This window comes from Pandoraea terrigena (assembly GCF_902459705.1).
Classification (GTDB): Bacteria; Pseudomonadota; Gammaproteobacteria; order Burkholderiales; family Burkholderiaceae; genus Pandoraea; species Pandoraea terrigena.
In genome coordinates, this window is record NZ_CABPRU010000004.1 from 416,646 (window position 1) to 439,442 (window position 22,797).

The window sequence follows — 22,797 nt, forward strand, 5'->3', positions numbered from 1 at the left end:
CTCGTGGGCATCAACCGAAACGGCCGGTGATGTAGTCTTCGGTCTCTTTACGGTCCGGCTTGATGAAGATCTTTTCGGTTTCCCCGAACTCGATCAGCTCGCCCAGATACATATAGGCGGTGAAGTCCGAGCAACGTGCCGCCTGCTGCATGTTGTGCGTCACGATCACCACGGTGTAGTCGTCCTTGAGTTCGGCGATCAGCTCTTCGATGCGACCGGTGGAGATCGGGTCGAGCGCCGAGCACGGCTCGTCGAGCAGCAGCACTTCCGGGCGAATCGCGATGCCGCGCGCAATGCACAGACGCTGTTGCTGACCGCCCGACAGGCCGTAGCCCGATTGGTGCAGCTTGTCCTTGACTTCGCTCCACAGCGCCGCCTTGGTCAGCGCCCACTCCACGCGGTCGTCCATCTCCGAGCGCGAGAGCTTTTCAAACAAACGCACACCGAAGGCGATGTTGTCGTAGATCGACATCGGGAACGGCGTCGGCTTCTGGAACACCATGCCGACCTTCGCGCGCAGCAGCGCGATGTCCTGCTTCGAGGTCAGCAGGTTCTCGCCGTCCATGTTGATCTCACCCTCGGCACGTTGCTCCGGGTACAGCGCGAACATCTTGTTGAACGTGCGCAGCAGCGTCGATTTGCCGCAGCCCGACGGGCCGATGAAGGCGGTGACCTTGCGATCGGGAATGCGCAGGTTGATGTTCTTGAGCGCGTGGTACTTGTCGTAGAAGAAGTTCAGGTTATTGACTTCGATCTTCGAGGGCAATTTGATTTGTTGCGTGGAATTCGTCATGGTCGTCTCAACCGTCAGGTATGCGTTGTGTCGTCTCGCGGTGCCGGTTACTTCTTGGTAAACAGCGTGCGCGCCAGGATGTTCAGGAACAGCACCCCGATAGTGGTGATGAACACGCCCGCCCAGGCGAGCGACTGCCACTCCGCAAACGGACTCATGGCAAATTTGAAGATCGTGACCGGCAGGTTGGCCATCGGCTGATTCAGGTTCATCGACCAGAACTGGTTCGACAGCGCCGTGAACAGCAGCGGCGCCGTCTCGCCCGCAATACGCGCCACCGCCAGCAGCACGCCCGTCACGATACCGGCGATCGACGCCTTGAGCGTGATCTTCACGATGATGCGCCACTTCGGCGTACCCAGCGCAAATGCGGCCTCACGCAGGTTGTTCGGCACCAGCTTGAGCATGTTCTCTGTCGTGCGAATCACGATCGGGATTTGCAGCAGCGCGAGCGACACGATACCCGCCCACGCCGAGAAGTGCCCCATCTGGGCCACGACCAGCGCGTACACGAACAGACCGATCACGATCGACGGTGCCGAGAGCAGGATGTCGTTGATGAAGCGGGTAATGCTGGCAAGCCACGACTTCTGACCATATTCGGCCAGATAGACACCCGCCAGAATGCCCAGCGGCGTACCGAGGAACGTGGCCACACCGACCATCACGACACTGCCCGCGATGGCATTGGCAAGCCCCCCACCCGCCGTGTTCGGCGGCGGCGTCATTTCGGTGAACAGCGACAGCGACAGGCCGCCGATGCCCAGCGAGAGCGTGGTGTAGAGAATCCATAGCAGCCAGAGCAGACCGAAGGCCATCGCCGCGAGCGACATCGCGATCGCGAAAATATTCTTGCGGCGGCGGTACGCTTGCAGCCGCACGCGAGAAACGGCGTCGGTCGGCTTCACGGCTGGGGCTTCCAGTTCGAGCGCTTGTTGGGTCATTATTTGCCTTCGTTTTTCTCAAGGCGCAGCAGCATGAGCTTGGACAGCGCCAGCACCACAAAGGTGATGAAGAACAGGATCAGGCCGAGTTCCATCAGGGCGGCCGTGTGCAGCCCCGGGCCGGCTTCGGCGAACTCGTTGGCGAGCGCGGAGGTAATGCTGTTGCCCGGCGAATAGAGCGAAACGTTGTCGAGCAGGTTGGTGTTGCCGATCACGAAGGTGACGGCCATGGTCTCGCCAAGCGCGCGGCCCAGACCGAGCATGACGCCGCCAATCACACCCGTCTTCGTGAAGGGCAGCACCACGCGCCACATCACTTCCCAGGTGGTACAGCCGATGCCGTAGGCCGATTCCTTGAGCAGCACGGGCGTGACTTCGAACACGTCGCGCATGACCGAAGCGATGTACGGGATGATCATGATCGCAAGGATCACGCCGGCGGGCAGGATACCAATGCCGAGCGGCGGGCCCTGGAACAGCGCACCGATGACCGGCACGTTGCCGAGCAACGTCTGGAGCGGCTTCTGGAAGTACTGGCTGAAGATCGGGGCAAAGATCAGCAGGCCCCACATCCCATAGACGATACTCGGGATGGCGGCGAGCAGCTCGATGGCCGTGCCGAGCGGGCGGCGCAGCCACACGGGCGAGAGTTCCGTCAGGAACAGCGCAATGCCGAAACTGACCGGCACCGCGATGATGAGTGCGATGAGCGACGTGACGAGCGTGCCGTAGATTGGCACGAGCGCGCCGAAATGATCGGCGGGCGGATCCCATTCCTTCGTCCACAGGAAGGCGAAACCGAACTTCTCGATCGACGGCAGGGCGCTGAATATCAGCGACACGATGATGCCACCGAGCAAGAGCAGCGTAATGAGCGCGGCCGCGCGGGCAAACAACGCGAAAAGAAAGTCGCCAAAGGAAGACGGTGCGCGCTGCGCGCCTGCGGTTGCGAGGGGGCGGGTGGCTTCTGCCATGATGTCGTCTCAGCGTGAGCGCGCCGCCAGCCGTTGCCAGATCAGAGTTCGGGCTTCGGAACAGGCGGCGCGGATAATGCCGGTTTTAAGGCGCCGGGCAATGCAAAACCGCGCATTGCCCGGCGCCAGCAAGGCTGCTTTAGATGCCGGCCTTGTTGGCCGACTCGGCAACCTTCGCCTTCCAACCTGCACGGATTTGCTTCAGTACCGCTTCCGGCAGCGGGATGTAGTCCAGTTCCTTGGCGGTGTGCTCGCCATTCTTGAACGACCAGTCGAAGAACTTGAGCACGTCGGCGCCTTGCGCTTCCTTGCCGGCGTCAGCCTTCTGGTGCACGAGCACGAAGGTGGCCGCCACGATCGGCCACGACTTGGCGCCCTTCTCGTTGGTCAGGATCTGGTAGAACGTCTTCGACCATTCGGCCTTGGCGGCAGCCGCGGCAAACGTCTCCGAGGTCGGCTCGACCGTCTTGCCGTCGGCGTTCGTCAGTGCCGTGTACGTCAGCTTGTTCTGCTTGGCGTAGGCCGACTCAACGTAGCCGATGGCGCCGGGCAGGCGTTGCACGAAGGCGGCGACGCCGTCGTTACCCTTGCCGCCCGTACCCGTCGGCCAGTTCACCGTCGTGCCTTCGCCAACCTTGCTCTTCCACTCGGCGTTGACCTTCGACAGGTAGTTCGTGAACACGAAGCTCGTGCCCGAACCGTCGGCGCGGCGAACCACGGCGATGTCGGTATCCGGCAGCTTGGCCTTCGGGTTGAGCTTGGCGATGGCCGGGTCGTTCCACTTCTTGATCTTGCCCAGGTAGATGTCGCCCAGCACTTGGCCCGACAGGACCAGTTCGCCAGCCTTCACGCCCGGCACGTTGACCACCGGCACGATGCCGCCGACCACCGTCGGGAACTGGAACAGGCCTTCCTTCGCCAGTTGTTCGTCCGTCAGCGGAGCGTCCGAACCCGCGAAATCGACGGTCTTGGCCTGGATTTGCTTGATGCCACCCGACGAACCGATGCCCTGGTAGTTGACCTTGTTCGAGGTCGACTTCTGATAGGCGTCGGCCCACTTCGTGTAGATCGGTGCGGCAAACGTGCTGCCGGCACCCGTAATCTCGCCCGCAATCGCGCCAGCGGCGAACAGAACGCCAGCCATGCCGGCAATCGCAGTCTTCATCAGCTTCATGGATCTCTCCGAGTTGGTGTGGTACAGCGTGTGGTTGGCTCGAAGAATAGAGTTCGAATGTGACAGTAATGTGTCATATGTGAAAGCTCACAATATCGACGTCACAAAGTTGCCTCGGGATCGTCACGTTGCCGGCAGCCGTTTGCGTCGCTCGCCGGCGGCACGGAAGCCCTGCTGGCGGGGGTTTCGGCGCATTCCCGGGAGACATGTCCGCGGGTCAGTCCGCCGGATTCCGAACGCCTGTGAGCGCCGGGATTGTGACAAAAGAAAGTCGACGGGAGTCTACCCATCGTAGGCGAACATGTCACAAATGTGAATGTTCGGCCGAATGATTGCCATCGCTGGAAGGATGCGGCGCGAAAGGAAGGCGATGCGCAGACGCGCCAATGCGCGTTTGGACCCAGCCTCGGGCCAGAAGACTGGCCGGGAGATGGCCTTGGATGGAGGATACGCGATGGGCTACCGGACCGGCGCACCGGAGTAACAGCCCAGCCTGCCGGCGATGGCAGGCCGAGCTTGCCGCGATCGATGAGACGACTGCTCAGGCGGCCGACTTGACGACGTTGGCCAGATGATGGGCGAACGACTCCGCTTGCGACGCTTCGCGCGCTTCCACCATCACGCGCAGCACGGGCTCGGTGCCCGATGCGCGAATGAGCACGCGCCCCGTATCCCCCAGTTGGGACTCGATGGCATTGCGCTCATCGGCCAGGCGTGTGTCGCTCTGCCAGTCATAGCCGGCAGGCATACGGACGTTGATCATTTGCTGCGGAAACAGGCGCACACCGTCGAGCAGTTTCGCCAGCGGCTGGTTATCCGCGCGGCGGATTGCCGCCAGCACTTGCAGCGCCGAGACAATACCGTCGCCGGTGGTGTGCTTGTCCAGGCACAGAATGTGGCCGGAACCCTCGGCGCCGATCTGCCAGCCGTGCTTGTGCAGTTGCTCAAGCACATAACGGTCGCCGACCTTGGCGCGCACGAACGGCACGCCCAGGCCCTTGAGGGCGACTTCGACGGCCATATTGGTCATCAGCGTGCCCACGGCGCCCGGCACGCCGCCATTGTCCAGTCGGTCTTTCACCAGCAAGTACAGCAGTTCGTCCCCGTTGTAGAGACGTCCCGCTCCGTCGACGATCTGCACGCGGTCGGCGTCGCCGTCGAGCGCCACCCCGAGGTCCGCGTGATTCGCACGCACCGCGCGCATGAGTGCGTCCGGCGCTGTCGCCCCGCAGTCCTCGTTGATGTTGAAACCGTTCGGCTGGTTGCCGATCGCGATCACCTCGGCGCCCAACTCGTGGAAAACGTGTGGCGCGATGTGATACGCGGCGCCGTTGGCGCAGTCGACCACGATCTTCATGCCGCGCAAGTCAAAATCGTTCGGGAACGTGCTTTTGCAGAACTCGATGTAGCGGCCCGCGGCATCGTCCAGGCGACGCGCCTTGCCGAGCTGCTCGGAGCGCACGCAGGTCATCGGATTGTCGAGTTCGGCTTCGATGGCCAGTTCGGTCTGGTCCGGCAGCTTGTTACCGTCGGCGGAGAAGAACTTGATGCCGTTGTCGTGATACGGATTGTGCGACGCACTGATCACCACCCCGGCCGCCAGGCGCAGCGCGCGCGTAAGGTAGGCGACGGCAGGTGTGGGCATCGGGCCTGCCATCATGGTATCGACGCCCGCGGCCGCGAAACCGGCTTCCAGGGCGGCTTCGAGCATATAGCCGGAGACGCGCGTGTCCTTGCCGATCAACACCGTCGGGCGGCCCAGCGTCTGATTGCCGGCCAGCACGCGGCCAGCGGCATAACCGAGCCGCAACACGAACTCCGGCGTGATCGGGCTTTCGCCCACCGTACCGCGAATCCCATCGGTTCCAAAATAGCGTCGTTTCATCGTTGCTTCGTTCCCAGTTGAAGCGTCGCGCCGGTGAGTGTCCGGCCGCGCGTCGTTCATGCTTCGTGCGTGTCGTCGTTGGAGGCGGTGGGGCACCGCATGCCCATTGTCCATGGCGTGCGTCCCCGCTCGGTCCCCATTCGCCTGCGATGGTGTTCCCCTTCAGCGGCGTCTTCGCGTCTGGCGCGTCGACCCGCGATTGCCCGGGTCAGCGTTAATCGGCGTCGCGCACAGCTTGCCATACCTTGAGCGCATCGACGGTATCGGCGACGTCGTGCACACGCACGATGGCCGCGCCCTGCTGCGCGGCACACATCGCTGCGGCGACGCTCGCCACCCGACGCTCCAGCGGCGTTTGACGTCCGGTAATCTCGCCGAGCATCCGCTTTCGCGACATGCCGACAAGCAACGGCAACCCATCACGAGACAGCACCGGTAAATGTTTCAGCAAGGCGAGATTATGGGCGAGATTCTTGCCGAAACCGAATCCCGGGTCCAGGTACAGACGCGACGGCGCAACACCGGCCGAGAGCAGCGCGTCCACCCGGCCGTCGAGGAAGGCGGCAACCTCGGTGACGACGTCGGTGTAGATCGGCGCGTCCTGCATGGTCTTCGGGTCGTGCAGCATGTGCATGATGCACAGCGCGGCCTCGCTGTCGCGCACCGCGTCGATCGCACCGGGCTGCTGGAACCCCCAGATGTCGTTGATCATGTCCGCGCCCGCCGCGAGCACCGCCCGCATCACGCCTGGCTTGTAGGTATCCACCGAGAGCGGCACGCCACACTCGCGCAGTGCTTCGACAATCGGTACGACGCGCTCCAGTTCGGCGGCTTCCGGCAACGTTTCGGCGCCTGGACGGGTCGATTCTCCTCCGATGTCGAGAATGTCGACACCGTCGGCGATCAACTGCTCGGCATGGCGCAACGCGGCGTCGCGAGCGACGAACTTGCCGCCGTCGGAAAACGAGTCGGGCGTCACATTCAGGATGCCCATGACGTGCACCCGATGGGCGTCGAGCTGGAAGCGCGGGCCGAATGCCAGCGTGGCAGGCTTGGCCGGGGTGTCGGGCGCCATGCCGGACTGGACGGTACCGGTGACGTCAGGCGACACGGAAGGCAGGGATTGTGACGGCTCGGAGGACATTCGGAAGCTCAACTCAGTAAGACTCATATATCGGCCCGCTCGCCGGGACCGGACCTGCGTGCCCGGGCTACCGGACGCGATGTATGGCCGTAATGTTACCGGAATCGCCCCTTACATCGACCATCGAAACACTCGGTAACACCGATTTCCCTCGCGACCGACGCGTGGCAGGGGCAATCGATACCAGGCACCGGGCGGCGACATCGCGCCGAAACGCAAAAAGGCCGGCGAAATGCCGGCCTTTCTGGAATGGCAGCACCTACGGGGCTGCCAAGGCTTGCCTGGTTGCGCGCTTAGACGGTTGCCGGCGTGTTGCTGGGCTTGAGCGGCGGATTGCCACCCGATGCGCCACCATTCGTCGGGCCGCTCTTCGGCGGACGCGGCGGACGGCCGTCCATAATGTCGCGGATCTGCTCGCCGTCGATCGTTTCCCACTCCATCAGGGCCTGGGTCATCGATTCAACCTTGTCGCGGTTGTCTTCCAGCAACTTCCTGGCCAAAGCGTACTGCTCGTCCACGATACGGCGAACTTCCCCGTCGACCTTTTGCTGCGTGGCTTCCGACACCGACTTCGAGGACATCCGTCCGAACACCGAATCTTGCTCCGTGTCGACGTAGACCATCGGTCCCAGGGCGTCCGACATGCCGTAGCGGGTCACCATGTCGCGGGCGAGCTTGGTAGCGCGCTCGAAATCATTCGACGCGCCCGTCGACATCTTGTTGATGAACACTTCCTCCGCGGCGCGGCCACCGAACAGGATGGCAATCTGCGTGAGCATCGTGTCGCGATACTCGGAGTACTTGTCGTGCTCGGGCAACTGCATCGTCAGGCCCAAGGCCCAGCCACGCGGGATGATCGTGACCTTGTGCACCGGATCGGCCTCCGGCAGCAGCATTGCCACCACGGCGTGGCCCGACTCGTGATAGGCCGTCGCGCGGCGCTCTTCGTCGCGCATCACCGCCGACTTGCGCTCCGGACCCATGAAGATCTTGTCCTTCGCGTCCTCGAAGTCGAGCATCTCGACGATGCGCTTGTTACGGCGCGCCGCAAACAAGGCTGCTTCGTTCACGAGGTTCGCCAGATCGGCGCCCGACATGCCCGGCGTACCGCGCGCGATGACCGAGGCATCGACGTCGTTCGCGATCGGTACCTTGCGCAGGTGCACCTTCAGGATCTGCTCGCGACCGCGGATGTCCGGCAAACCGACATAGACCTGACGGTCGAAACGGCCGGGACGCAGCAGCGCCTTGTCGAGCACGTCCGAACGGTTCGTTGCGGCAATCACGATCACGCCCGAGTTGGCTTCGAAGCCGTCCATCTCGACGAGCATCTGGTTCAACGTTTGCTCACGCTCGTCGTTACCGCCGCCCATGCCGGCGCCACGATGACGGCCGACCGCGTCGATTTCGTCGATGAACACGATGCACGGCGATTGCTTCTTCGCGTTTTCGAACATGTCGCGCACGCGGGCTGCCCCGACGCCGACGAACATTTCCACGAAGTCGGAACCCGAAATGCTGAAGAACGGCACCTTGGCTTCGCCAGCGATGGCACGGGCAAGCAGCGTCTTACCGGTTCCCGGCGGGCCGACGAGCAGCACACCGCGCGGAATACGGCCGCCGAGCTTCTGGAACTTCTGAGGGTCCTTCAGGAAGTCGACCAGTTCGCCGACTTCATATTTCGCTTCGTCGCAACCGGCAACGTCTGCGAAGGTGACAGGATTGGCATTTTCGTCGATGAGGCGCGCACGAGATTTACCGAAGGAAAAGGCACCGCCCTTACCCCCGCCCTGCATCTGCCGCATCATAAAGAACCAGAAGCCGATGATCAGCAGCGTGGGTCCAAGGTAGTAGAGCGCGGACATGAGCGCGTTCGGCTCGTCATCGGCCTTACCCGAGACCTGAACGCCATACTTCATCAGATCGCCCACCATCCAGATGTCGCCAGGCGACACGATGGTGTATTTCTGACCGTCGCTAGGCGTCACCTGAAGGCTGCGCCCCTGTACTATCACGTTCTTGATCTTGCCATTCTTGGCATCGTCCATGAACTGGGAGTACGTCACGCCCTCCTGGACGTGCGGCTTGTCAAACTGTTTAAACACAGTAAACAAGACCAGCGCGATGACCAACCACACCGCCGCTTTGGAAAACATATTATTGTTCAAAGCGTTGCTCCTTCATGAAATCGCTTCGCGCCAGGAATTCATTCTAATCCACTCGCAGGCGCACCGCCATAGTGATTCTTTACCGCCACCATAGCGCCGGAGCGCCGGTTTGACGGGCATCAAGCCGGATTTTTCAATCCGCGTCCCAAAATGAACGTTTCGGAAGATTTGTCTCGGGACGCCTTCGGCTTGCGCGGCGCCACGGTTTTGAACTGGTGTTTGAATTTTTCGACAATCTGGCTATAGCCGCTGCCGTGAAAACATTTGACCAGTAACGCACCGTCCGGTTTCAGGTGTCGCTGGGCAAAATCCAGTGCCAGATCACATAAATGCTCGATCCGCGCTGCATCGGCCGACGCCACACCCGACAAGTTGGGGGCCATATCGGAAACTACAAGGTCGACTTTGCGTCCGGCCACGATGTCTTCCAACTGATCGAGCACACTGTCCTCGCGGAAGTCGCCCTGCAGGAAGGTGACATCGGCGATTGGGTCCATCGGCAGGATGTCCAGCGCGATGATCGTCCCGTCAATGCCGCCGTCCGTGCGCTTGCCGGCCGCGAGCTTGTTGCGCGCGTACTGGCTCCAGCTGCCGGGCGTCGCGCCTAGGTCGACGATGACCTGACCCGGTTTGATCAGCCGGTCCTGCTCGTCGATTTCCTTGAGTTTGTAGGCGGCGCGGGCGCGATAGCCCTCTCGCTGCGCCATTTTGACGTAGGGATCGTTGATGTGATCGTGCAGCCAGGCATGGCTGAAACGGTTTTTTGCCATAATTCTTCAAAAACGCTGCGATTTTGCCGGATAATACGCCCTTGCGCGCCCAAAATGCGTGAGCCGGCCTTGCGATAAGCGCAGGTGCTTCGGCCGCCGCACGCGGGCGCATCCTAACTCGTTGTCTCGTTTGTCTCGTCTGCCTTCTATGCCCGCTTTGACCCTCACCCCGGCGCAACGCGCTGACTTGCGCTCTGCCGCCCATGCGCTGAATCCTGTCGTTCTGATCGGCGCCGACGGCTTGACGCCGGCGGTGCTCAAGGAAATCGACGGCGCCCTGAAGGCCCACGAACTGATCAAGGTGCGTGTGTTCGGCGACGAACGCGATGCACGCGTGGCCATTTACGACGCCATCTGCGACCAACTCGGCGCAGCCCCCGTGCAACACATTGGCAAGCTGCTCGTCCTTTACCGCCCGACGCCGGACGAAACGCAAGCGCCGGTTCGCGGCCGAACCGGCGGTACCGGCGCGACGGTCAAGGGCCGTGCCCCGCGCACGGTCACGGTCGTCAAGACCAGCACCAACGCAGGACGCCGTCCTACCGTCAAGAAAGTGACCGTTCGCGGCAACGAACGCATGACCGCCGGCGGCATCGTCAAGAAGGCCAAGAAGCGCCAGACCAGCGTCAAGCGCCAGCGTAACGACTGAGCGTACGGCACACTGCCGCCAGCTCCAAAAAAACGCGCCCGGACAAAAGGCGCGTTTTTTTATGGATGTCGCGATCTGACTGGCGGTGAGGCCAGCGCCGCCACACCCCCCCGGGACGCTCAGCCGCGCACTGGCTGACGCCAGATGAGCGCCATGCCCAACAGGCTTTGCAGCAGGTAAATACCGCTCGAAATGCCGTGCAGCATGCCGAAGCGCGCGGCAAAAGCCGACTGGCCGATCTCGACGCCCGCCGCTTCCGCCTGCGCGCGCAGATCCGCCATGAATGGCTGCAGGCCGAACGATCCGATCAGCACACAGACCATCATCGCCACCGCCAGCCAGCGCAGGCCGCGATAGCTGCGTGCGACCTGAGCGTCGCCCGCGCGTGCAATCAGCGCCGTCGCCAGCCAGACCAGTAGCGCGCCGCAGACGAGACTCAGCCAGGCCTGCGTATGAAACAGGCGACCGGCAACCGTTCCGGCCACGGTGCGCGATTCGAGCACCGCAAAGAGCGTGGGAGCCACGACATAGCCGATCGCCCACTGGCTGCCGCACCAGAGCGTCGCGATCATGCGGAACAACCGTTCGAGTCGCGGCGCACCGCGAGCAGACGTCATGTCAGACGTAGCGGACATCGATGATCTCGTATTCACGCACGCCGCTCGGGGCCTGCACTTCGGCCACGTCGCCCGCGTACTTGCCGATGAGCGCACGTGCGATCGGCGAACTCACCGAAATCTTGCCGTGCTCCAGATCGGCTTCGTCGTCGCCGACGATCTGATACAGCACCGTACCGCCGTTCTCGAGGTCTTCGAGTTCGACTGTCGCGGCAAACACCACACGGCCTTCGGCGTCGAGCGACGACGGGTCGATGATCTGTGCGGCGGAGAGCTTCGATTCGAGGTCGGCAATACGCCCCTCGATAAAGCCCTGCTTTTCCTTGGCGGCATCGTATTCCGCGTTTTCCGACAGATCGCCCTGCGCACGGGCTTCAGCAATCGCAGTGATCACGGCCGGACGTTCGACGGTCTTCAGGCGGTGCAGCTCTTCCTTGAGCAGCTCGGCGCCCCGCTTGGTCAGAGGAATGGTACTCATGCGCGTTGTTCCGAAAGACAAAAAAATTGCCGCAGCAAAGCCGCATTCGCACCGTTTTGCGAACGCCGCTAGACCGCGGCTGTGACACCTATGTGGCGCTAGTGTAGCAGACTTGCCAACGCTGCCAACCGCTGGGCCGGCCACGCAACATGCCGCCACCTACAAAGCGTTTGGCGCGCCAGACGGAGATCGGTTCCCCGTCGAGCACGCCAAGTCCTGCCCTGTTACCGCGTCAGGCCCTGGACACTCAGGCCGGCAGCAAGGCATGCAGGCTCTGCAGATCGTAGACTTCGAGATTCTGCAGATACTTCAGGCCTTCCACGGCGGCTCGCGCCCCGGAGATCGTCGTGTAGTACGTCACCTTGTGCGCTTGCGCCGACATGCGGATCGAGCGCGAATCGGCGATTGCCGTGCGCGTTTCGTCCACCGTGGTGAACACGAGCGCGATTTCGCCGTTCTTGATCATGTCGACGATGTGCGGGCGGCCGTCCTTCACCTTGTTGACCACGCGCACCGGAATGCCGGCGGCATCGATGGCCGCGGCCGTGCCACGCGTGGCCACGATCGGGTACCCCAGCGCATGCAGCATGCGGGCCACTTCAACCGCGCGCGGCTTGTCGGCGTCCTTCACCGTGAGCAGCACCGTGCCCGAGGCCGGCAGGCGCGAGCCCGCCGCCAGCTGCGACTTGAAGAGGGCCTCGCCGAACGTGCGTCCCACGCCCATCACCTCGCCCGTCGAGCGCATTTCCGGTCCAAGCACCGGGTCGACGCCCGGGAACTTCACGAACGGGAACACGGCTTCCTTCACGCTGAAGTACGGCGGCACCACTTCGCTCGTCACGTTCTGCGACTTGAGCGACTGACCGACCATCGCACGCGCAGCAATCTTGGCCAATTGACGGCCGGTCGCCTTCGAGACGTACGGCACCGTGCGCGAGGCGCGCGGGTTCACTTCGAGCACGTAGATCGTGTCGACCCCGTTGCCCTGCTGGATCGCGAACTGCACGTTCATCAGGCCGACCACGTTGAGCGCGCGCGCCATGGCGGCCGTCTGACGCTTGAGTTCAGCCACGGTCGGCGCCGAGAGCGAGTACGGCGGCAGCGAGCAAGCCGAATCGCCCGAGTGAACGCCGGCCTGTTCGATGTGCTCCATCACGGCGCCGATATAGACGTCCGTGCCGTCGGAGATGCAGTCGACGTCGCACTCGATGGCGTCGTCGAGGAAACGATCGAGCAGCACTGGGCTGTCGTGGCTGACCTTGACCGCCTCACGCATGTAGCGCTCGAGGTCACGCGGCTCGTGGACGATTTCCATTGCACGCCCGCCCAGCACGTACGACGGACGCACCACCAGCGGATAGCCGATTTCGGCGGCGAGCTTCAGCGCTTCGTCCTCGGCGCGGGCCGTACGGTTCGGCGGCTGACGCAGGCCCAGGTCTTGCAGCAGCTTCTGGAAGCGCTCGCGATCTTCGGCGGCGTCGATCATGTCGGGGCTGGTGCCGACGATCGGCACACCGTTCGCTTCGAGATCGAGGGCGAGCTTGAGCGGGGTCTGACCGCCGTACTGCACGATCACGCCGACCGGCTTTTCGAGGTCGACGATTTCGAGCACGTCTTCCAGCGTCACCGGCTCGAAGTACAGACGATCCGACGTATCGTAGTCCGTCGACACCGTTTCCGGGTTGCAGTTGACCATGATGGTCTCGTACCCGTCTTCACGCAGTGCCAGCGCCGCGTGCACGCAGCAGTAATCGAACTCGATCCCCTGGCCGATACGGTTCGGGCCACCGCCCAGCACCATGATCTTCTTCTTGTTGGTCGGCTGGGCTTCGCACTCTTCCTCGTAGGTCGAGTACATGTAGGCCGTGTCGGTCGAGAATTCGGCCGCGCAGGTATCCACGCGCTTGTAGACCGGACGCACCTTCTGCGCGATACGGGCTTGGCGCACGGCCGTCTGGTCGGTGCCGAGCAGCTTGGCGAGACGGCGGTCCGAGAAGCCGCTTTGCTTGAGGAAGCGCAGTTCGTTGGTCGTTAGGCTCTCCAGCGTGCGACCGGCCAACGCCTGTTCCTTCTTGACGATGGCTTCGAGCTGGGCGAGGAACCACGGGTCGATGGCGGTCTCCGCGTACACCTCTTCCAGGCTCATGCCCAGGCGGAATGCGTCGCCCACGTACCAGATGCGGTCCGGGCCCGGCTCGCCGATTTCGGCCACGATCTCGTCGCGGTCGGTCGACTTTTCGTCCAGACCATCCACACCGACTTCCAGACCGCGCATGGCCTTCTGGAACGATTCCTGGAATGTGCGGCCCATGGCCATCACTTCGCCGACCGACTTCATCTGCGTCGTGAGACGCGGGTCGGCTTCGCGGAACTTCTCGAAAGCGAAGCGCGGCACCTTGGTCACGACATAGTCGATGGTCGGTTCGAACGAGGCCGGCGTGGCGCCGCCGGTGATCTCGTTGCGCAGTTCGTCGAGCGTATAGCCGATGGCCAGCTTGGCGGCGATCTTGGCGATCGGGAAGCCGGTCGCCTTCGACGCGAGTGCCGACGAACGCGACACGCGCGGGTTCATTTCGATGACGACCATACGGCCGTCCTTCGGGTTGATCGAGAACTGGACGTTCGAGCCCCCCGTCTCCACGCCGATCTCGCGCAACACCGCCAGCGATGCGTTACGCAGCAGTTGGTATTCCTTGTCGGTCAGCGTCTGGGCTGGCGCGACGGTGATCGAGTCACCGGTGTGCACGCCCATCGGGTCGAGGTTCTCGATCGAGCAGACGATGATGCAGTTGTCAGCGCGATCGCGCACGACTTCCATCTCGTACTCCTTCCAGCCCAGCAGCGACTCTTCGATGAGCAGTTCGCGCGTGGGCGAGAGGTCGAGACCGCGCTTGCAGATCTCTTCGAACTCTTCGCGGTTGTAGGCGATACCGCCGCCCGAGCCGCCGAGCGTGAACGACGGCCGGATCACCATCGGATAGCCGCTGCCGCCGATCTCCGACATGATCTGCGCCTGCACGGCGAGCGCGTCTTCCATCGAGTGGGCGATGCCCGACTTGGCCGAACCGAGACCGATCTTGGTCATCGCGTCCTTGAACTTCAGGCGGTCTTCGGCCTTGTCGATGGCTTCCGGCGACGCGCCGATCAGCTCGACCTTGTACTTCTCGAGCACGCCATGCTTGTGCAGGTCGAGCGCACAGTTCAGCGCCGTCTGGCCGCCCATCGTCGGCAGGATGGCATCCGGGCGTTCCTTGGCGATGATGCGCTCGACGACTTCCCAGGTGATCGGTTCGATGTAGGTCACATCGGCCGTATCCGGGTCGGTCATGATCGTGGCGGGGTTGCTGTTGATCAGGATGACCTTGTAGCCTTCCTCGCGCAGCGCCTTGCAGGCCTGTGCGCCGGAATAATCGAACTCGCATGCCTGCCCGATGATGATCGGGCCGGCGCCGATGATGAGGATGCTCTTGATGTCTGTGCGCTTTGGCATAACGTTCTCAACAAAAATTTAACTCAGCGTCGCGGTCGCGAGCTTCACACCGAAGCCGACGAACAGCGCGCCCACGCCGCCGGTTGCCCCGGCGCTCAACCGGCGACGTTGCCGGAAGTGCTCGGCCAGGCGGTAACCGGCCAGGATCAGCGTGCTCAGATACAGGAAACTGCAGGTCTGCACGATCGCGCCCAGCACCGCAAACGACACGGCGGGGTAGGCGTAGCCCGGATCGACGAACTGGATGAAAAACGACACGCAGAACAGGATCGCCTTCGGGTTCAGCAGGCTGATGAACAGCGCGCGCTTGAACGGGTGATCGGCGTCGACCGGCTTGGGCGCGGCGACGGCCGATCCAGCGTTGGCCCGTGCGGTCCGCGCATTCGCGATGGCCCCGCGCAGCATGTTCACGCCCATCCAGCAGAGATAGGCCGCGCCGAGAGACTTCACCACGAAGAAGAGCGCCGGCTGTGCGTGCAGCAGCGACGCGACGCCCGCGGCCGACAGGGTCATGAGGATCGTGTCACCGAGGAACACGCCGCCTGCCCCCGCATAGCCCTGGCGAACGCCGCGCTGCGCGGCGACCGACAGCACATAGAGCGAGTTCGGTCCCGGCAGCAGAATGATCACCACCACCCCGGCCAGATAGGTCCAGAGGTTGACGATGCCGATCGAGTTTCCAAGCATGGGGCGTTTCCTTATCCGTCTCTCGTCGTGCTGGCCTTACGCCGGCTGCTTTGCGTCGGCCATCGACTGCACGAAGCGGTCGAACAGATAGCCGATGTCATGCGGGCCGGGCGAGGCTTCCGGGTGTCCCTGGAAGCAGAATGCCGGGCGATCCGTCAGCTCGAAGCCTTGCAGCGTGCCGTCGAACAGCGACACGTGCGAGACGCGCGCGTTGGCCGGCAGGCTGTTCGTGTCCACGGCGAAGCCATGGTTTTGCGACGTGATGACCACACGGCCGGTCGCAAGGTCCTTGACCGGGTGGTTGGCACCGTGGTGGCCGGTCTTCATCTTCAGCGTCTTCGCGCCAACGGCCAGGCCCATGATCTGGTGGCCGAGGCAGATGCCGAAGGTCGGGATGCGGCGCTCGAGGAACGTCTTCGTGGCGGCGATGGCGTAATCGCACGGCTCGGGGTCACCGGGGCCGTTCGAGAGGAAAACACCGTCCGGGTTCAGGGCGAACACGTCGTCGGCCGAGCTTTGGGCCGGCAGCACCGTGACCTTGCAACCGCGCTCGGCGAGCATGCGCAGGATGTTGCGCTTGACGCCGTAGTCCAGCGCGACCACATGGAAATTCGGCGCCTTCTGCTCACCGTAGCCTTCACCCAGACGCCATTCCGTTTCCGTCCACGCGTACGGCTCCGTGGTCGAGACGACCTTGGCAAGGTCCATCCCGGCGAGGCCCGGGAACGATTGGGCCAGCGCGATGGCCTTGGCGTCGCTGGCGTCTTCGCCGGCGAGGATGCAGCCGTTCTGGGCGCCCTTCTCGCGCAGGATGCGGGTCAGGCGGCGCGTGTCGATGCCTGCGATGGCCACGACACCTTCGTCCTTCAAGTATTGCGACAGCGTCCTGTCGGCGCGGAAATTCGAGCTGAGGATCGGCAGATCCTTGATGATCAGGCCTGCGGCATGGACTTTCGTGGCTTCGACGTCTTCACCGTTGACACCCGTATTGCCAATGTGCGGATACGTCAACGTGACGATCTGACGCGCATAGCTCGGGTCGGTGAGGATTTCCTGATAGCCGGTGATGGCGGTATTGAAGACCACTTCACCGATGGTGTGACCGGCAGCGCCGATGGCGTACCCACGAAAGACCGTGCCGTCAGCGAGCGCGAGAATGGCGGGTGGGAATGACGGCAGCACGGGAAACTCCTGGAGGTTTCACCCCGGCTGCCAGCCCCATCGTCCGCTCGCGATGACATTAGCGCGGGCACCGGAATTGCGCGGAATATGCGCACAGCGGAGGCTCGGACTGCGGACGAGATGTCAGGCGGGTAGGCGCTAGGGTGAGGGTTAAATGACTAAAACCTTCAAAGTATAGCGCAAATCCCAATCATCTCAAAGCTGAACATGCGGGACACCAGTACGCTCTGCGTTCTCCCTGGGGGGAAGGCCGCTCGGGGACGGATACGCAGAGGGGATAGGGAAGTGGATACCCGCCCGCTGGGCTGCCAGCACGATGTGGCGCTCCATTGCGGCCCCGGCGGCGGCGCCATCGCGGCGGCGCAGCGCGTCGAGGATCTCCAGATGCTCATGATAGGTCGAAAGCACCAGTTCTCGTTGATAGAACGGCAGGCGCTGGCTTTCCATGACGATTTCCGTGCTGCCGCGCAGGATATCGGCGATGGCGCCATTCCCGGCGAGTCCCACGATGCGCAGATGGAAGGCGAAGTCCAGTTGGGCGGCGGTATCGACGTCACCGTCGATCAGGGCGCCCTTCATTGCCTCCACGTTGCCCGTGAGCCATTCGATCTCGCCATTGCTGGCCGCGTGGGCGGCCAGGCGGGCGGAGAAGCCTTCGAGCGCATAACGCAGTTGATACGTGTCGGCGAGCGAGATCTGGTCCGCGAAGCGCCAGGCGACGCCCAGGCGCGCCGAGGCGTCATTCACATAAACACCTTTACCGGGGCGGATCGCGACCATGCCGAGCGCTTCGAGCGTCGAGAGGGCTTCGCGCAGCGAGGCGCGGCTGATCGTCAGCTCCTCGGCGAGTTGGCGCTGCGACGGGAGCATCGCACCGGCCGGATAGACCTGACGTTCAATGCGCTCGCGGATGATGGCGACAGCGGCGTCGGTTACGGCATGCGCCGAATGCTTCATGAGGCCTCACAAGGAATGCGGGTATACGTATCTCGCATTGTACGACGCCAAATCCCTCCTCAGGCGGTCAGCCGTCGGTGCCTCGGGGAACCCGGCGGCATCGGGGATACCGGCCTTCCGACGCACGGCCGCTCAGTGGGTCTATCGACGCACGCGTCCGGGAGCGCGGCCTTGCGCCGTTACCTGGTGCGCGAGGTGTTCCGGATAGTCGCCAAGGAGGCGTCGCACGACCCCGTTGGTCCAGCCGAAGCCGTCCTGAAGCGGGTACTCCCCGCCTCCCCCGCCGCTTGCGCACATCTCATCGCTCGTATGCAGCGAATACTTTTCGACGAGCTTGTTTTCACGGGCATAGAGCGCGCTGACGGTCGAAAGCCAGCGGTGGGCGATGTCGCTTGCGAGCCGGTGCTCGCCATACTGGCGAAGCCCATCAATGGCGATCCATTGCAGCGGCGCCCAGCCGTTCGGCGGATCCCATTGCTGCAGGCCGGACGTCTGCGTCGTGCGCAATCCGCCGGGCGCCACGAGACGATCCGAGATCGTCTGCGCCGAGCGTCGCGCTTGTTCGCGCGACGCCAGCCCGACAAAGAGTGGCGTGGCGAGTGCTGCCGACAATCGTGGACGCGGCTCGCCGCCTTGCCAGTCGTAATCGAGAAAAGCCCCTTCGTCGTCGCACCAGAGATAGCGCGACATTGCCTCGCGCCGGGCTTGTGCACGCGTGGCAAACGCCTGGGCCGCGTCCGAGTCGCCGGTGGCCTTGCTCAGCGTGGCAATCTGCCTCTCGGAAGCGAACAGAAAGCTATTCAGGTCCACCGGCACACAAGCGGTCGTGCGGATCGAACCGAGATTGTTCACGTCGTCCAGCCAGCGCGAGCTGAAGTCCCAGCCCGAGGCGGCACCGGCGCGAAGATCGCGATAGACCTCCCCGGCTCGGCGATTCGGCGCTTGACGGGCCGTGTTCACATCCTCCAGATAGCCTTCCTCGCGGGGGGTATCCCGCTCGTCCCAATAACGATTGAGGCGTGAGCCGTCGGGCATGCACACGACATGGCGATAGGCCTCGCCGGGGGCGAGCGACGCCTCCCCGTCCATCCAGAAGTCATACTCGCGGCGCAGGTGAGGCAGATACTGGATCGCGCGCGCCACGCCGTGCGACTCGAACAGCGCCACCATCAGGCCGTACATGGGCGGCTGAGAGCGGCTCAGATAATAAGTGCGATTACCGTTCGGAACATGGCCATAGGTGTCGATGAGGAACGAAAAGTTATCGGCCATGCTTCGCAGCAGGTCGTGGCGGTTGCTGCAGGCGAGGCCCAGCATCGTGAAATACGAGTCCCAGTAATACAGCTCGTGGAAGCGTCCGCCCGGCACCACATACGGCCGGGGGAGCGGCAACAGCGAGCTATACGCCGGGTGCGCCTCGGGCAAGCGCGTGAGGACATCCCAGAGTCCGTCGATATGATCGACGAGGCCCTGCCCCGGGTCGGAAAGATAGTGACTGGCGGGCGGACGTTCAAGCGTGAAATGCGACGCCACGAAGCGCGCAAGGTCGAAGCCGGGTTTTGCGACATCCTCGCGATAGCGGCGCAGGATTTCGGCGGGTGGGCGCGTGGGCACACAGTCCACGAACGTCTTGCTGTCGGGAAAAACGCGCTGCGTCTGCACATCGACAAACAACTGCTGATACCGATCGGCGGGGGTAAGCACGTCCGATGGCGCGCAATGCGCGACGTCCGGCGTCATGCCACCGGCGGCCAGCGAGCGTTGAGCGGCATCCGTCATCGTCATTGCTCCGCGTAATGCCAGAGCAGGCCGCCGTCGACGAACAGCGTCGTGCCGGTCACATAACTGGCGTCGGGCGAGGCGAGGAACAGCACGGCGTTGGCGACCTCGACGGGGTCGGCGAGACGACCGAGGGGGATGTTGGCGATCAGCGCGTCGCGCTCTGCCTTGTTGGTGAGGAGCTCGTGATTGATCGCGGTGCCGACGGCCCCCGGCGCGACGTTGTTGACTGCAATACCGAGCGGGGCGAGTTCGATCGCGAGATTGCGCATCATCATCTTCAGCCCGCCCTTGCTGGCGCAATAGCTGGTGAAATGCGGGAACGGCAACTCCTCGTGAACCGAGCTGACGTTGACGATGCGTCCGCCGCGTTTCGTATCGCGCAGATGCTGCACAAACGCTTGCGTGAGAAAGAACGCCCCCTTCAGGTTCACTTTCATCACCAGGTCGTAGTCCGCCTCCGTCACATCGAGAAACGAAGCACGCCGTTCCACGCCCGCGTTATTGACCAGCACATCGAGCCGCCCCATCGCCTCGACGGCATGCGCGATTACCGCGCGGTCGTCCGCGGCGACGCCCACGTCTCCCGCGACCACACAGCCATCGCTCCCGGCAGCGCGCACCGCGTCGAGCGTCTGCCCGGCCATCGCGTTGTGCTGCCGGTCTTCCACCACAATCCGCGCGCCTTCCTGCGCGAGACGGATCGCGATCGCGCGTCCGATGCCCTGAGCACTGCCGGTAACCAGTACCACCGTGTCCTTCATTCGCATGGCGCCTCCCTTGCCTGCACGCGTTGCGGGACCTGCACACACCGCCTCGTCGATTGCACCCGGTGCCGAGGCAGCGCCCCCATGCAAGTGCGACCTTGCGTCCAAAAGCGAAGTTCACACAAATTTCAGCGGATTCGCCTAACAAAACCGACCATTCCGCGCAATTCGCCACCTTATGCCGAAGGCGCATGGCGTATCGCCCTGCCCTAGGGAATTCCCTCAGAAAACACGCCTTGACCCAACTATATTGGTTTTCTAATATTCTCCATAACACCACTGGTCAGACCGGTATGACTTGTCTGAATACACTCACTGGTGTTGATTTACGTAGTTGTTGCCGTAGAGAACATCAGCCCCCAAAGAGAGCAGTCCGTCAGACGTTGAAATCGCGAAATCCGAGAGAGTGATTTACGCAGGCAGAGGAGACAAACCATGCCCAAGCTGTTTCGTTCGTTGTTTGGCCGAGTTGTCATTGCGTTGATAGTAGGTGTGGCGCTTGGCATTTGGTTTCCGCAGTTGGGAGAGTCATTGAGTCCATTGGGCGATGGCTTTCTGAAGCTCATCAAGATGGTCATTGGACCGATCGTCTTCTGCGTGGTGGTGAGTGGCATGGCGAGTGCGGGTGACTTGCGCAAAGTCGGCCGGGTTGGCGTCAAGGCCGTGCTGTACTTCGAGATCATCACCACCTTTGCGCTTGTCATTGGTGCCGTGCTGGCTTGGGCGACGCATCCGGGCGTGGGCATGAACATTGACGTCCACAGTCTCAATCCGAGCGCGATGGCGGCGTACACCGAGCACGCCAAGGGATTGAAAGACACGGCGGGTTTCTTGTTGAAAATCATCCCTGACACCGTCACCTCCGCTTTTGCCAAGGGCGACATTCTGCAGATTCTCGTCTTCTCCGTCATGTTTGGTTGTGCATTGGCGGCGCTTGGCGAGCGTGGTCGTCCGGTCGCGCGCTTCATCGAAGATCTGAGCCACGTCCTCTTTCGAGTGATGGCATTCATCATCCGTCTGGCGCCGTTGGGCGTATTGGGTGCCGTGGCGTTCACCACCGGCAAATACGGTGCATCATCGCTCAAGCAGCTTGGCATGCTCGTGCTCGTCTTCTACGTGAGCTGCTTCGTCTTCGTCACCGTCGTGCTGGGTAGCGTATTGCGTCTGGCTGGGTTCAACATCTTCAAGTTCATCAAATACTTCCGTGAAGAGTTGTCCATCGTGTTGGGTACCGCGTCGTCCGATGCCGTACTGCCGGCCATCATGCGCAAGCTCGAGTGGATGGGCATCAAAAAATCCACGGTTGGCCTGGTGATACCCACCGGTTACTCCTTCAACCTTGATGGCTTCTCCATCTACCTGACGCTTGCGGTCATCTTCATTGCGCAGGCGACCAACACCCCCCTGTCCATCCACGACCTGATCCTCGTCATCCTCGTCTCGCTGCTGACGTCCAAGGGAGCGCATGGCATTCCGGGATCGGCCATCGTGATTCTGGCGGCGACGCTCACGGCCATTCCCGCCATTCCCGTCATCGGTCTCGTGCTGATCCTGCCGGTCGACTGGTTCGCGGGCATTGCGCGGGCCGTCACCAACCTGCTGGGCAACTGCGTCGCGACCCTCGTCGTGGCCGCATGGGAAAAAGATGTCGACTTTGCGAGAGCCCACAAAGTGCTTGATGGTGTGCTGCCCTACGAGCCCATTGAGGTGACGGTGGAAGAAACGGCCGATGCCGGCACGCCTGCCAACGTGGCGCTGACACGCTGAACATCAGCGACAACCTAAACGAACCAACGAACCTGGTGCCGACGCGCGGCGTCGGCACCTTCAACAGGAGTCAAAGGCAACATGGCCCTCGCCCCGCAAGATCCGAACGCACCGGAATTCGTGCGCCGTTACGTCAATCTGGCTGATCCGCGCCTGGGTGCGCAGGCGTTGGCGGCCAGTGACGAATTCTTTGCGGCCAAAGAGCGCATGCTCAACCCTGAGCCGGCCGTCTTCATCCCGGGCAAATACGACGACAACGGCAAGTGGATGGATGGTTGGGAGACACGTCGCAAGCGTGTGAACGGTTACGACTGGTGCGTGGTCAAGCTCGCGCGACCGGGCGTATTGTTTGGCGTCGACCTTGACACCAGCCACTTCACCGGCAACTTCCCGCCGGCGGCGTCGCTCGAGGGATGCCACAGTCCGGACGGTGCACCGGGCGAGTCGGCCGAATGGTTCGAATTGCTGGCGTCGACCACCTTGCAGGGCAATGCGCACCACTACCATGCGATCAGCAGCGAGCGTGCGGTGACGCATGTGCGAGTGAACCTGTACCCCGATGGAGGCCTGGC

General features: G+C 62.9%; 18 protein-coding genes and 1 pseudogene. 3 read left to right on the top strand and 16 right to left on the bottom strand.

The window, feature by feature from the left end; all coding sequences use genetic code 11:
- Positions 1-10: 10 nt before the first annotated feature.
- From pstB to PTE31013_RS12050, 8 genes are all read right to left on the bottom strand, one after another.
- Positions 11-793 (bottom strand): phosphate ABC transporter ATP-binding protein PstB, encoded by a 783-nt coding sequence (gene pstB, locus PTE31013_RS12015; RefSeq protein ID WP_150613002.1) that lies wholly within the window; start codon positions 791-793, stop codon positions 11-13.
- Between the two features lie 47 nt (positions 794-840).
- A complete protein-coding gene (gene pstA, locus PTE31013_RS12020; protein ID WP_150613003.1) occupies positions 841-1,737 on the bottom strand; it encodes a phosphate ABC transporter permease PstA in 897 nt (298 codons plus the stop codon).
- Positions 1,737-2,711: a phosphate ABC transporter permease PstC gene (gene pstC, locus PTE31013_RS12025; protein WP_150613004.1), complete on the bottom strand. Its 975-nt coding sequence runs from the start codon at positions 2,709-2,711 to the stop codon at positions 1,737-1,739. Before pstC ends, pstA begins: the two co-directional genes overlap by 1 nt.
- A 139-nt stretch (positions 2,712-2,850) precedes the next feature.
- Positions 2,851-3,885, bottom strand: a complete 1,035-nt coding sequence (pstS, locus tag PTE31013_RS12030) for a phosphate ABC transporter substrate-binding protein PstS (protein WP_150613005.1) — start codon at positions 3,883-3,885, stop codon at positions 2,851-2,853.
- Positions 3,886-4,426: 541 nt separating this feature from the next.
- On the bottom strand, positions 4,427-5,770 hold the full coding sequence (gene glmM, locus PTE31013_RS12035) for a phosphoglucosamine mutase (RefSeq protein WP_150613006.1): 1,344 nt from the start codon (positions 5,768-5,770) through the stop codon (positions 4,427-4,429).
- A gap of 214 nt (positions 5,771-5,984) precedes the next feature.
- Positions 5,985-6,845, bottom strand: a complete 861-nt coding sequence (gene folP, locus PTE31013_RS12040) for a dihydropteroate synthase (RefSeq protein ID WP_425495560.1) — start codon at positions 6,843-6,845, stop codon at positions 5,985-5,987.
- A 362-nt stretch (positions 6,846-7,207) separates the two neighbouring features.
- Positions 7,208-9,082 (bottom strand): ATP-dependent zinc metalloprotease FtsH, encoded by a 1,875-nt coding sequence (gene ftsH / locus PTE31013_RS12045; protein WP_150613007.1) that lies wholly within the window; start codon positions 9,080-9,082, stop codon positions 7,208-7,210.
- 119 nt (positions 9,083-9,201) lie between these two features.
- A complete protein-coding gene (locus PTE31013_RS12050; RefSeq protein ID WP_150613008.1) occupies positions 9,202-9,852 on the bottom strand; it encodes an RlmE family RNA methyltransferase in 651 nt (216 codons plus the stop codon).
- Between the two features lie 148 nt (positions 9,853-10,000).
- Between PTE31013_RS12050 and yhbY the strand changes: the two genes are divergently transcribed.
- Entirely contained in the window at positions 10,001-10,501 is a 501-nt protein-coding gene (yhbY, locus tag PTE31013_RS12055) for a ribosome assembly RNA-binding protein YhbY (RefSeq protein WP_150613009.1), read from the top strand.
- A 119-nt stretch (positions 10,502-10,620) separates the two neighbouring features.
- On the opposite strand, the gene PTE31013_RS12060 is transcribed toward yhbY, so the two are convergent.
- The 8 genes from PTE31013_RS12060 to PTE31013_RS12095 all read right to left on the bottom strand — a co-directional run bounded on the left by PTE31013_RS12060 (position 10,621) and on the right by PTE31013_RS12095 (position 20,461).
- Positions 10,621-11,136, bottom strand: coding sequence for a DUF4149 domain-containing protein (locus tag PTE31013_RS12060; RefSeq protein WP_150613010.1), 516 nt, complete (start codon positions 11,134-11,136; stop codon positions 10,621-10,623).
- Positions 11,120-11,596 (bottom strand): transcription elongation factor GreA, encoded by a 477-nt coding sequence (gene greA, locus PTE31013_RS12065; RefSeq protein WP_150613011.1) that lies wholly within the window; start codon positions 11,594-11,596, stop codon positions 11,120-11,122. The genes PTE31013_RS12060 and greA overlap by 17 nt, the downstream gene beginning before the upstream one ends.
- 247 nt (positions 11,597-11,843) lie before the next feature.
- A complete protein-coding gene (gene carB / locus PTE31013_RS12070; protein ID WP_150613012.1) occupies positions 11,844-15,086 on the bottom strand; it encodes a carbamoyl-phosphate synthase large subunit in 3,243 nt (1,080 codons plus the stop codon).
- An 18-nt stretch (positions 15,087-15,104) separates the two neighbouring features.
- On the bottom strand, positions 15,105-15,773 hold the full coding sequence (gene leuE, locus PTE31013_RS12075) for a leucine efflux protein LeuE (RefSeq protein WP_150613013.1): 669 nt from the start codon (positions 15,771-15,773) through the stop codon (positions 15,105-15,107).
- A gap of 36 nt (positions 15,774-15,809) precedes the next feature.
- Positions 15,810-16,955 carry a glutamine-hydrolyzing carbamoyl-phosphate synthase small subunit gene (carA, locus tag PTE31013_RS12080; protein ID WP_150613014.1) on the bottom strand — a complete coding sequence of 382 codons (1,146 nt, stop codon included), beginning with the start codon at positions 16,953-16,955 and terminating at the stop codon, positions 15,810-15,812.
- A 195-nt stretch (positions 16,956-17,150) separates the two neighbouring features.
- On the bottom strand, positions 17,151-17,912 hold the full coding sequence (locus PTE31013_RS12085) for a FadR/GntR family transcriptional regulator (RefSeq protein WP_150613015.1): 762 nt from the start codon (positions 17,910-17,912) through the stop codon (positions 17,151-17,153).
- A 141-nt stretch (positions 17,913-18,053) separates the two neighbouring features.
- Positions 18,054-19,697, bottom strand: a complete 1,644-nt coding sequence (gene treF / locus PTE31013_RS12090) for an alpha,alpha-trehalase TreF (protein ID WP_150613016.1) — start codon at positions 19,695-19,697, stop codon at positions 18,054-18,056.
- Positions 19,694-20,461 carry an SDR family NAD(P)-dependent oxidoreductase gene (locus PTE31013_RS12095; RefSeq protein WP_150613017.1) on the bottom strand — a complete coding sequence of 256 codons (768 nt, stop codon included), beginning with the start codon at positions 20,459-20,461 and terminating at the stop codon, positions 19,694-19,696. The genes treF and PTE31013_RS12095 overlap by 4 nt, the downstream gene beginning before the upstream one ends.
- Positions 20,462-20,893: 432 nt before the next feature.
- On the opposite strand from PTE31013_RS12095, the gene PTE31013_RS12100 reads away from it, so the two are divergent.
- Complete coding sequence (locus PTE31013_RS12100; protein WP_150613018.1) at positions 20,894-22,225, top strand: C4-dicarboxylate transporter DctA; 1,332 nt, start codon at positions 20,894-20,896, stop codon at positions 22,223-22,225.
- Positions 22,226-22,306: 81 nt separating this feature from the next.
- Positions 22,307-22,797, top strand: a pseudogene (locus tag PTE31013_RS12105) (allantoicase); the annotation flags it as partial.